At 71.9% G+C, this 10553-nt stretch carries 11 protein-coding genes; 3 read left to right on the top strand and 8 right to left on the bottom strand.

The window, feature by feature from the left end; genetic code table 11:
* Window positions 1-167 precede the first annotated feature (167 nt).
* Window positions 168-446 carry a glutaredoxin family protein gene (locus ACZ407_RS06760; protein ID WP_468126090.1) on the bottom strand — a complete coding sequence of 93 codons (279 nt, stop codon included), beginning with the start codon at window positions 444-446 and terminating at the stop codon, window positions 168-170.
* Between the two features lie 107 nt (window positions 447-553).
* Here ACZ407_RS06760 and ACZ407_RS06755 point away from each other — a divergent pair, with 107 nt between their 5' ends.
* From ACZ407_RS06755 to ACZ407_RS06745, 3 genes are all read left to right on the top strand, one after another.
* Window positions 554-1516, top strand: a complete 963-nt coding sequence (locus ACZ407_RS06755; RefSeq protein ID WP_468126088.1) for an HAD family hydrolase — start codon at window positions 554-556, stop codon at window positions 1514-1516.
* A gap of 318 nt (window positions 1517-1834) precedes the next feature.
* Entirely contained in the window at window positions 1835-2638 is an 804-nt protein-coding gene (locus ACZ407_RS06750; RefSeq protein WP_468126086.1) for an ECF subfamily RNA polymerase sigma factor, BldN family, read from the top strand.
* Between the two features lie 258 nt (window positions 2639-2896).
* Window positions 2897-4114 (top strand): DUF5667 domain-containing protein, encoded by a 1218-nt coding sequence (locus ACZ407_RS06745; RefSeq protein ID WP_468126084.1) that lies wholly within the window; start codon window positions 2897-2899, stop codon window positions 4112-4114.
* 39 nt (window positions 4115-4153) lie between these two features.
* On the opposite strand, the gene ACZ407_RS06740 is transcribed toward ACZ407_RS06745, so the two are convergent.
* The 7 genes from ACZ407_RS06740 to ACZ407_RS06710 all read right to left on the bottom strand — a co-directional run bounded on the left by ACZ407_RS06740 (window position 4154) and on the right by ACZ407_RS06710 (window position 10337).
* Window positions 4154-5227, bottom strand: a complete 1074-nt coding sequence (locus ACZ407_RS06740; RefSeq protein ID WP_468126083.1) for a lysophospholipid acyltransferase family protein — start codon at window positions 5225-5227, stop codon at window positions 4154-4156.
* Window positions 5227-6297: an NAD-dependent epimerase/dehydratase family protein gene (locus ACZ407_RS06735; RefSeq protein WP_468126082.1), complete on the bottom strand. Its 1071-nt coding sequence runs from the start codon at window positions 6295-6297 to the stop codon at window positions 5227-5229. Before ACZ407_RS06735 ends, ACZ407_RS06740 begins: the two co-directional genes overlap by 1 nt.
* A gap of 105 nt (window positions 6298-6402) precedes the next feature.
* Window positions 6403-6501, bottom strand: coding sequence for a 30S ribosomal protein bS22 (locus ACZ407_RS06730; RefSeq protein ID WP_003948845.1), 99 nt, complete (start codon window positions 6499-6501; stop codon window positions 6403-6405).
* Between the two features lie 121 nt (window positions 6502-6622).
* The gene (locus ACZ407_RS06725) at window positions 6623-6832 is read right to left on the bottom strand and encodes a helix-turn-helix domain-containing protein (RefSeq protein WP_008738568.1); all 210 of its coding nucleotides are present in this window, start codon (window positions 6830-6832) and stop codon (window positions 6623-6625) included.
* A 128-nt stretch (window positions 6833-6960) separates the two neighbouring features.
* Complete coding sequence (locus tag ACZ407_RS06720; RefSeq protein WP_468126080.1) at window positions 6961-7776, bottom strand: phosphatase; 816 nt, start codon at window positions 7774-7776, stop codon at window positions 6961-6963.
* 175 nt (window positions 7777-7951) lie between these two features.
* Entirely contained in the window at window positions 7952-9100 is a 1149-nt protein-coding gene (locus ACZ407_RS06715) for an acetoin utilization protein AcuC (protein WP_468126550.1), read from the bottom strand.
* Window positions 9072-10337 (bottom strand): MFS transporter, encoded by a 1266-nt coding sequence (locus ACZ407_RS06710; protein ID WP_468126078.1) that lies wholly within the window; start codon window positions 10335-10337, stop codon window positions 9072-9074. Before ACZ407_RS06710 ends, ACZ407_RS06715 begins: the two co-directional genes overlap by 29 nt.
* Between the last annotated feature and the right edge of the window lie 216 nt (window positions 10338-10553).

Genomic DNA, 10553 nt, shown 5'->3' with positions numbered 1-10553 from the left:
ATTTGTCCGACCAAAGTGACCGGGGTCACGCGCCCGCGGTGCCCGGTACGGGAACTACGGGAGCACGCCGTGCGTCCACATCGCGACGGGGGCAAAACGGAACACACTCCTCATCCATACGCCCCCGAGACCGCTCAAATCGCCCACGATGGTAACGGTCGCCCCGGTCAACCGACCAATGCGCGGCGCAGCCGGTCCGGGTTCACCCGCCAGAAGGTGTGCTGCTCGCCGTCCACGAGCACCACCGGGATCTGCTCCCAGTACTTCCGGTACAGCTCCTCGTCCTGCGAGATGTCCTTCTTCTCCCACCCGGCGCCGGTCTCGGCGCACACCTTGGCCACGACCTCCTCGGCCTCGTCGCAGAGATGGCAGCCGGGCTTGCCGACGAGCGTGACCATCCGCTCGGCGGGACTCTTCTTCTCTTTGCGGCGCAGCAGAGGACTCATGTCCCCATTCTCGCGCGCCGGATGCGTAACACCGCCGCCCCGCAGTGTTCACGCACCTGCATCCCGGGGGTTCGGGAGTTACCGAACACAGTGGCTATGCTCGCAACATGCCCGCTCTGAGATGGCTCACCCCAGGTAAGCGCCCGGCGACCGCCCGGAGCGTGCTGGCCGGCGAGGCCTCCGCCGAGGCCGCCCGCAAGGCCGCGGCTCCGGAGGGCGCGGCGGACGAGGCGGCCCCGGAGGCGGCGGGGGAAGCGGTACGCGAGGCCCCGGCAGAGCCCGCCTTCCCGGTGGAGGGCGACGAGGAGGCGGCCGCCTTCTTCGATCTCGACAACACCGTCATGCAGGGCGCGGCGATCTTCCACTTCGGCCGCGGCCTCTACAAGCGGGAGTTCTTCCAGCGCCGCGAGCTGGCCCGGTTCGCCTGGCAGCAGGCGTGGTTCCGGATCGCCGGGGTCGAGGACCCCGAGCACATGCAGGACGCGCGCGACAGCGCCCTGTCCATCGTCAAGGGCCACCGCGTCTCCGAGCTGATGGCGATCGGCGAGGAGATCTACGACGAGTACATGGCGGAGCGGATCTGGCCCGGCACCCGGGCCCTGGCGCAGGCGCACCTCGACGCGGGCCAGAAGGTCTGGCTGGTGACGGCCGCCCCGGTCGAGACCGCGACGATCATCGCCCGCCGGCTGGGTCTGACCGGCGCCCTGGGCACGGTGGCCGAATCCGTGGACGGGGTCTACACCGGCCGCCTGGTCGGGGAGCCGCTGCACGGGCCCGCGAAGGCGGAGGCGGTGCGCGCCCTGGCCGCCGCCGAAGGGCTGGACCTGGCGCGCTGCGCCGCGTACAGCGATTCGCACAACGACATTCCGATGCTGTCCCTGGTCGGGCATCCGTACGCGATCAATCCCGACACAAAACTGCGCAAGCATGCCCGGGCCCACGACTGGCGGCTGCGCGACTATCGGACCGGCCGCAAGGCGGCCAAGGTCGGCATCCCGGCGGCCGCCGGAGTGGGTGCGCTGGCGGGCGGCACGGCCGCAGCGGTGGCCCTGCACCGCCGCCGCAAGTAGCGGGGCGCATTCTCCAAGCTCTACCCACGGTTCGGGCGGGCCACTCGACCGTGCCCGAACCGGCCACAACACGTGATGGAACCAGCCATTCCGCACGCAGAAGTGATCACCAAGCGATCACGAACCGCGAGGGAATATGCCCTGGACACGCAACAGAAGTGTCGGAAGCGGTGATTTACGCAACTGGGTGTAGTGCTGCCTGTACGAAGCGTTATTCTCCTCAAACGCATACGGGCACCCGCCTGTCGCCGCACACCTGGTCGACGAGCCAACGGTCCCCGCACTGCACGTGATGGAAGCTCTGCCTCTGGGAGTCCCGTGTACCCACCTGTCGGGGTTGACGCCTCGGGCCTGGCTACGCTCCGCTCAGTGGTCCTCGACCACCTGCGCGGCTTCGTCCCCACCGCGTTCGCCACACCCGCTTTCGCCGCCGCAGTCCCTGCCGGTCTGGGGCCTGCCGGTCCCTGCTACGCCCTGACCGACGGCGGAGCGACAGTGGGCAGACGCGGCCGCGGGGGCAGCACAGCCGGCTCGGCGAGCACCGCAACCGCCCGCCGTCCCACCGCGGACAGCGACAGCGCCCGCATGATGGACCTCGTCGAGCGGGCCCAGGCCGGCGAGGCCGAGGCCTTCGGCCGGCTGTACGACCAGTACAGCGACACGGTCTACCGCTACATCTACTACCGCGTCGGCGGCAAGGCGACGGCGGAGGACCTCACCAGCGAGACCTTCCTGCGCGCCCTGCGCCGGATCTCGACCTTCACCTGGCAGGGACGCGACTTCGGTGCCTGGCTGGTCACGATCGCGCGCAACCTGGTCGCCGACCACTTCAAGTCGAGCCGGTTCCGCCTCGAAGTGACCACGGGCGAGATGCTCGACGCCAACGAAGTCGAACGCTCCCCCGAGGAATCGGTCCTGGAGTCCCTCTCCAACGCCGCCCTGCTGGAAGCCGTCCGCAAGCTCAACCCGCAGCAGCAGGAGTGCGTGACCCTGCGCTTCCTGCAGGGCCTGTCGGTCGCCGAGACCGCACGGGTCATGGGCAAGAACGAGGGTGCGATCAAGACCCTCCAGTACCGCGCGGTCCGCACCCTCGCCCGGCTGCTCCCGGACGACGCCCGCTGATCCCGAACCGACCCCGATCCCGAACCCGAGTCCGGCCCTTGATTCCTGATCCCCATCCGGTGACCCGTCGATGACGCTGTGGTCCGATCATCCTTCGTCCGTAACCCAAGTGCCGCGCCGCTCGTTGTGCGGAATGCAGGCTCCCTGTGGACACGCCATGACGGCCGCGACTCACTCGAAAGAGTGGAGGCGCTCAAGGAAGGCAACCGTCCGGACATACAGGGGAGTCGAACGTCATGACGAGAGGAGGTGCCGCCAGTGATCGCGAACGTTTCGACGCACCGGCGGGCGAACGCCTTCGCCCAGGCCCTGGAGGATCAGACACCGTCTGATCCTCCGGAGACGGCGGCCGAACAGCCCGAGGCCCCAGCCGACGCAGCCGAACCGGGCGAGCACGACCGGCTGTTGGCCCTGGCGAATGTGCTCGGCGAAGTGCCGCGCCCGGTGCTGGACCCCGAGGTCAAAGTGGTGCAGCGAGCCCAGCTCGTGGCCGCCATGGAGGCCATGGTGATGGAAGGGACGCTGGGGGGTGCCGGGGCGGACCCTCAGGTGCCCGAACAGCGGGCCGGCCGCGGCGCCCACCGGGCGACCCCGCTCCGGAAACTGCGGCCCCGCTCCCGCTGGTCCAAGGGCATCGCAGCGGGCGGCCTCACCGTCGGTGTGGCCGCGGGGGCCTTCAGCGGGGTGGCCGCTGCCAGCAACAACGCCCTGCCCGGTGACTCGCTCTACCCGGTCAAGCGCGGCATGGAGGACATCGTCCTCGGCATGGCGGACGGCGACCGGGACCGCGGCGAGGTCTACCTGGACCACGCTTCCACCCGCCTGAGCGAGGCCCGGCGCCTCATGGAGCTCGACAAGGCGGGCGCCCTGGACCACGAGTCCCTGGGCAAGATCCGGCGGGCCCTGTCCGGCATGAAGCACGACGCCGAGGAAGGCCACCGGCTGCTCTACTCGGCGTACGAGCGGGACGGCTCCCTGGGCCCCATCCAGGCCCTGTCCTCCTTCTCGCGCAGCCACCGGGACGCCTGGGGCAAGCTGCGCGAGCGGCTGCCCGCGCAGCTGACCGACATGGGCGACCAGGTGAACTCGGTCTTCGACGCCATAGACGAAGAGGTGCAGCCGCTCGAATCCCTGCTGCCCCCGGCGCCGCAGCAGCACCGGCAGTCGAAGACCGCCAACACCACCACCACGGACGACGGCACCGGCCGCAAGGCCAGCGCACCGCCCGCCTCACCCGGCGCCTCCCCGGCCCCCGGCAAGCAGCACGAGCCGGACCGGCCGCAGCCCAGCCACTCGCAGGACCACGGTGACGACGGCCTGCTCGGCGGCGGAGCCGGCGGCCTGCTGGACCCGAAGCAGGACGCGCCGAGCCCCAGTCCGTCGAACCCGGAGGAAGCCGAGCCGGACATCACCCTCCCGCCGCTGCTGCCCGGCATCCTGCCCGGCCTCGGGCTCAACGCCGAGGACGTCAACTAGCGGCCGGACACCGGCGCCCCCGGTGCAGCGGCGGTCGGATCAGAAGAAGACCGACCGCCGCTGCACCAGCAGCTTGTACAGGGTGTGCTGGATCTGCTCGCGCACCTGGTCCGTGAGGTTGAACATCAGCATCGGATCGTCCGCGGCCTCCGGCGGATAGCCGTCCGTCGGGATCGGCTCCCCGAACTGGATGGTCCACTTCGTCGGCAGCGGCACCGCCCCCAGCGGCCCCAGCCACGGGAAGGTCGGCGTGATCGGGAAGTACGGCAGCCCCAGCAGCCGGGCCAGCGTCTTCGAGTTCCCGATCATCGGATAGATCTCCTCCGCGCCCACGATCGAACAGGGCACGATCGGTGTGCCCGCCCGCAGCGCCGTGGAGACGAACCCGCCCCGGCCGAACCGCTGGAGCTTGTAGCGGTCGCCGAACGGCTTCCCTATCCCCTTGAAGCCCTCGGGCATCACCCCGACCAGCTCCCCGGCCCGGAGCAGGCCGTGCGCGTCCTCCGCGCACGCCAGCGTGTGCCCCGCCTTGCGCGCGAGCTCGTTGACCACCGGCAGCATGAAGACGAGGTCCGCCGCGAGCAGCCGCAGGTGCCGCTGCGCGGGGTGCCGGTCGTGGACGGCGACCTGGAGCATCAGCCCGTCCAGCGGGAGCGTCCCGGAGTGGTTGGCGACGATCAGCGCCCCGCCCTCGGAGGGGATGTTCTCGATCCCCTTCACCTCGACCCGGAAGTACTTGTCGAACAGCGGCCGCATCAGGGACATCAGGACCTGGTCCGTCAGTTCCTTGTCGTAGCCGAACTCGTCGACCTCGTACTCCCCGGTGATCCGCCGCCGCAGGAAGGCCAGCCCGCCCGCGATCCGCCGGTCCCAGTCCGCGCCGGAGGCCGTCCCGCCGGACCCGCGCCCCTGCCCCGGCTCCCGCGGCTCCCCAGCGCCCTCAGCGGCGGCCTCCGGCTCCTCGGGGACCGCGCTCACCACCGGCGCCGGCACCGCCGCAGGGGCCGCCTCCACGGGCCGCCGCAGGGACCCGCGGCGCCGCGACGCCCGCCGGTCGCCGCCGCGCGCCCGCTCGCGGTCCTCGTCGAACGGGATGACCTTGGCGTCCGCCATTATCGATGCGCTCCCTCTGCAGCCCGGTCCGTTGCTTCCACGTCCACGTCCAGCACCCCCGCGACCCGGTCCACGGTCCGCGCCAGCGCCGCCGGCGGCAGCAGCCCCGCCCCCAGGCTCGCCGCGAAGTCCGCGAAGGTCTCGGCGGTCGTGTAGGCGGGGGTGAACCCCAGCACCTCGCGCATCTGCGCGGTCTCCACGACCCGCCCGTGTGTCAGCAGCCGGATCTGCTCCGGCGAGAAGTCCGTGGCCCCCACCGCCCGCAGGGCCGAACCCACCCACCGCACGGCGGGCAGCAGCAGCGGCACCGTGGGGCGGCCCAGCCGGCGCGAGCACTGGGCCAGCGTCAGCACCCCGTCCCCGGCGATGTTGAAGGTGCCGCTGTTGAGGGTGCCCCGCCGCGGCTCCCCGGCCGCGAGCGACAGCACGTCCAGTACGTCGTCCTCGTGGACGAACTGCAGCCGCGGGTCGTAGCCGAGCACCGTGGGCAGCACCGGCATCGCGAAGTAGCCGGCCAGCGGGGAGTCGGCCCGGGGCCCCAGGATGTTCGCGAAGCGCAGCACGCACACCGCCACGTCCGGCCGCCGCCGCGCGAACCCGCGTACGTAGCCCTCGACCTCCACGGCGTCCTTCGCGAAGCCGCCGCCCGGCAGGGACTTCGGCTGGGTGCGCTCGGTGAAGACGGCCGGGTCGCGGGGGGCCGCCCCGTACACGCTCGTGGAGGACTTCACGACGAGGCGGCGGACCGTGGGGGACTTCTGACAGGCACCCAGCAGCTGCATGGTGCCGATGACGTTGGCCTCTTTCACGGAGGTCCGGCCGGAGCTGCCCAGCGGGGTCGCGGTGACCGCCAGGTGCACCACCGTGTCCACCGCGTGCTCGGCGAGGATCCGGCCGATCGACGGCTGCCGGATGTCGGCGCGGACGAAGACCGCCGACCCCAGCCCCCGGTCCGGCTCCGCCACGTCCACCGCGATCACCCGGTCCACGTCCGGGTCCCGCTGGACGCGCCGTACGAACCGGCTGCCCAGCCGGCGTGCGGCCCCGGTGACGAGCACGACCTTCCCCACGATCAGCGCCTTCCCTTCCCCACCGCGGACATCCGGGCCCGGACACACCGCAGCCCCTCCACCCATGATGGTGGAGGGGCTGCGGAGAACACGTACAGACGCCGTTTACTTCTTGTTACGACGCTGAACGCGGGTGCGCTTGAGCAGCTTGCGGTGCTTCTTCTTGGCCATCCGCTTGCGCCGCTTCTTGATAACAGAGCCCACGACTACCCTCGCTCACTTCTTCTCACTGGTGCGGGGCGTCTGGGCCCACACGACCTACGTCGGCCTAGCCTACCCGCCCGAGCGTCGAGCTTGTAATCCGAGGGTCCCCGGGGGGTCGTCCTCAGGCCGACTCCACCCCCACGTAGGACTCCCGGAGGTACTCGTGGACCGCGTTCTCGGGGACCCGGAAGGACCGGCCCACCCGGATCGCGGGCAGATGGCCGTTGTGCACCAGGCGGTACACGGTCATCTTCGACACTCGCATCACCGAGGCGACCTCCGCCACGGTCAGGAACTGAACCTCACTGAGAGGCCTCTCGCCAGCAGCCATGACACACCTTGACCTTCCGCGCATGACGGGCACCGGCTTCCCCTCCGGTTACACCCCGTCGTCGCACGCTCACTCCCCAGAGTAGGGGCGGGTGATACGAGTGGGGAAGAGGAGCAGCGGCCACGGAATTACCCCGACAGACTCGCCCGATTGAGTACATAGCGCGTCAGGGGCCGGTAGTAGTCGGAGCGGACCCCGTCATCAAGCGGAACCGCGACCGATACCCGCCCCTCGGCTTCCCCGACGAACAGCGCCGGATCATCCGTATCGGCCAGCCCGATGGCCCCGAAACCCAGCTGACCTGCTCCGCAGACCCATCCGTGGTCCCCGATGACGAGCGCGGGCAGCGGCTGCCCGGCGGCTGCGAGGGCCCCGAGGGCGTGCCGAACCGGCAGCGGGGAATGGGAGTGCACGCCGGTCGCACTCCCGGGCCGGCGCGCGCCGGGTTCCCGCACCAATGCGACGCCCCGTACGTAATCGAGGGTGTACGGGCGTACGCCATACCCGGACGCCATGTCGATACGGGCACCCTGCGCGGGGGTGAGGACTTCACATCCCGCCGCCGACAGGGCCTCCGCCAATGTGCTGTAGAAGGCGAGCAGCCGGTGCGGATGCCCGGTGCCGAGCAGCACCGGGCCCCGGGCGGCGACCACGCCCCGCAACCGGTCCGCGAAGGCCTCCAGGGCGGCGAGGGTGCGCTCCGGGTCGATGAGGTCCGGACCGGTCACGTGCCGGGGGTCTGCGGACACCCCGCACCGGTCGGACATCAGCGCCAGCAGGTCCCGCTCACCCCAGTGCCCGTCCGGTTCGAGTCCGAGCAGCACCCGCGGGTCGTGCGCGGCGAACAGCCGGTAGCTGCGCAGACTTTCCTCGCGGGTCGTCGCCACGGGCCCGGCCAAGCGGGCGGCCAGGAGATGCGCACGCAGCGCGCCGGTGCTCAACACCCTCCCGATGCTGCCGCACCGCTGGTGACGGAGCGCCAGATTCCGTACATCGCCCCACAGTTGGCCTAATAACGCCGGTGGATCCGCCGGTGGATCCGGTATCCGGACGCGGCCGTCCGGACGGCTCTCCGGACCACCTTCCGGACGGGCTTTCCGACGGCCTTCCGCGGGTCCGTCAGGCGAGGAGTCCGCGCAGCGGGAACACCGCCCGGCGGGTGGCCAGCACCGCCTGGTCGGTGCGGTCGGCCGGGTCGTATCCCGACTCCCAGTCCCGCCACTGCGGCTGCCGCCCGTCCGTCATCCGCGCCGGGGCGGGCTGCCGGGTCCGCGCGTACACCTCGTCCCGCCAGGAGCCGGGAACGTCCGTCGCGGGGTCCACCGGCCGGTGTGCGGCGATCCCCACGAGGTGCGTCCAGGACCGGGGTACGACGTCCACGACGGCGTAGCCCCCGCCGCCGAGGGCGAGCCAGCGGCCGTCGGCGTGGGCGTGCGCGAGTTCGTGGCAGGCCTCCTGCACGGCCCGCTGGGCGTCGAGGGAGACCGCCAGGTGCGCGAGGGGGTCCTCGAAGTGGGTGTCGGCGCCGTGCTGGGTCACCAGCACCTGCGGCCGGAACTCCGCCAGCAGTTCGGGCACGACGGCGTGGAAGGCCCGCAGCCAGCCCTCGTCGCCCGTGCCCGCGGGCAGCGCCACGTTGACCGCGGAGCCCTCGGCGGCGGGTCCGCCGGTCTCCTCGGGCCAGCCGGTCTGCGGGAAGAGGGTGCGGGGGTGTTCGTGCAGGGAGACGGTCAGCACCCGCGGGTCGTCCCAGAACGCGGCCTGCACCCCGTCCCCGTGGTGCACGTCCACGTCCACGTACGCGACCCGCTCGGCGCCCAGTTCGAGCAGGCGGGCGATGGCGAGGGCGGCGTCGTTGTAGACGCAGAAGCCGGCGGCCCCGCCGGGCATGGCGTGGTGCAGCCCGCCCGCGAAGTTCACGGCGTGGGCGGCCTCCCCGCGCCAGACGGCCTCGGCGGCGGCGACCGACTGCCCGGCGATGAGGGCGGAGGCCTCGTGCATCCCGGCGAAGGCGGGGTCGTCCATCGTGCCGAGCCCGTACGAGCCGTCGGCCGAGCCGGGGTCGGCGGACACCGCCCGTACGGCGGCCACGTAGTCCTCGCGGTGCACCAGGCGCAGGGTGGAGTCCCCTGCGGCCGGGGCGGACCGTACGTCGAGCTCCCGGTCCAGCCCGAGGGCCCGGACCAGGCCCATGGTCAGCGCCAGGCGCACCGGATCCATCGGATGGCTCGGTCCGAAGTCATACCTCGTTACCGCCTCGTCCCACATCAACAGCCCGGTCACCGGCTCGCCGCTCATGCCCGCCACCGTATCGGGCGGGCTCGGCCCCGAACGAACGGGCTTGGGCGAGCGTGACGAGGACCAGGGCCATCGGCACGAGCATGGCGCCCCGGTAGCTCCACGCGTCGCCGATGGCGCCGACGAGCGGGGATCCGACCAGGAAGCCGACGTAGTTGAAGATGTTGAGCCGGGCGACGGCCGTGTCGGAGTCCTCCGGGAAGAGCCGTCCGGCGGCGGCGAAGGTCTGCGGCACGATCACGCACAGCCCGAGCCCCAGCAGCGTGAACCCGAGCATGCCCACCCAGGCCCCGGGGGCCCCGGCCACGACCGCGAACCCGGCAGCCGCGACCACGGTGCCGCTCCGGACCACGGCCACGGCCCCGAACCGCCGCACGCCCAGGTCCCCGACGGCCCGGCCGAGGAGGGTGGTGACCATGTAGATGTTGTAGGGGACGGTGGCCAGCTGCTCGGAGCTGCCGAGCACGTCCTGGAGGTACTTGGCGCTCCAGTTGGAGACGGTGGAGTCCCCGATGTACGCGCAGGCCATGACGAGGCAGAGCGGCAGCAGCAGCCGGAAGGCCCCGGAGCCGGCCGCGGCGGGTCCTCCCGCGGCCCCTGCGCCTCCCGCGGCCCCTGCGCCTCCCGCGGGGCCGGGCGCGGGCGCGGCCGCATCGACGTAGAACCGGCTGGCGGCGAGCGCGAGCGGCAGCAGGAGGGCCACGGCCGGCAGGTACGAAGCGAACAGGCTCAGGTGCCAGTGCGCCCCCGCCCAGGCTGCCGAGGCGCCCACGATCCCGCCGAGGCTGTACGCGGCGTGGAAACCCAGCATGATGCTGCGGCGGTACGCGCGCTGGAGGCTGACGCCGAGCATGTTCATGGAGGCGTCGAGCGCGCCGACGGAGAGCCCGAACAGGCCGAGTGCGAGGGCCACTTGCCAGAGCCCCTCGCCGGCGCCGACCGCCAGCAGGGCCAGCAGCACCACCGGCTGGGACCACCGCAGCACCGCACTGGGCGGCACCCGCTTCACGAGCTTCTCGGTGCCGACGCTGGCCACCCCGGCCAGGACCGGGACGGCGGCCAGGAAGGCGGGCAGCAGCCCGTCCGATATCCCGTACCGGTCCTGGATCGCCGGTATCCGCGTCACGAGGAGCGCGAAGGTGACCCCTTGCACGAAGAAACTGCCCGCCAGAGCCCCCCGGCCCCGCTGCAACCGCACATCTGCCATGGCGGCACAGCGTAGGCCCGCGGGCTACCGGTGGGTAGAGCGATCACACGACTACTTCGGCAGCGCCTCCCGGGGGTGGCCGGCCGGGGAACGAGGAAGCCGTCCCCTCGTCCTGCCGGTAAACGCAGAAAAGCCCCGCACCAGAAGGTGCGGGGCTTTCCCACAATGATTGTTCGGCGGCGTCCTACTCTCCCACAGGGTCCCCCCTGCAGTACC

The organism is Streptomyces sp. NPDC030809 (genome assembly GCF_055572195.1).
The sequence above is the reverse complement of the archived record's forward strand: the minus strand, read 5'-3'. Positions and strand labels throughout refer to the sequence as shown.

What these genes read in the sequence shown, in the direction of transcription:
- ACZ407_RS06725 (WP_008738568.1), bottom strand. Translation starts at nt 6,832, where the DNA reads ATGGCTGCTGGCGAGAGGCCTCTCAGTGAGGTTCAGTTCCTGACCGTG.
- ACZ407_RS06715 (WP_468126550.1), bottom strand. Translation starts at nt 9,100, where the DNA reads ATGTGGGACGAGGCGGTAACGAGGTATGACTTCGGACCGAGCCATCCG.
- ACZ407_RS06755 (WP_468126088.1), top strand. Translation starts at nt 554, where the DNA reads ATGCCCGCTCTGAGATGGCTCACCCCAGGTAAGCGCCCGGCGACCGCC.
- ACZ407_RS06740 (WP_468126083.1), bottom strand. Translation starts at nt 5,227, where the DNA reads ATGGCGGACGCCAAGGTCATCCCGTTCGACGAGGACCGCGAGCGGGCG.
- ACZ407_RS06760 (WP_468126090.1), bottom strand. Translation starts at nt 446, where the DNA reads ATGAGTCCTCTGCTGCGCCGCAAAGAGAAGAAGAGTCCCGCCGAGCGG.
- ACZ407_RS06710 (WP_468126078.1), bottom strand. Translation starts at nt 10,337, where the DNA reads ATGGCAGATGTGCGGTTGCAGCGGGGCCGGGGGGCTCTGGCGGGCAGT.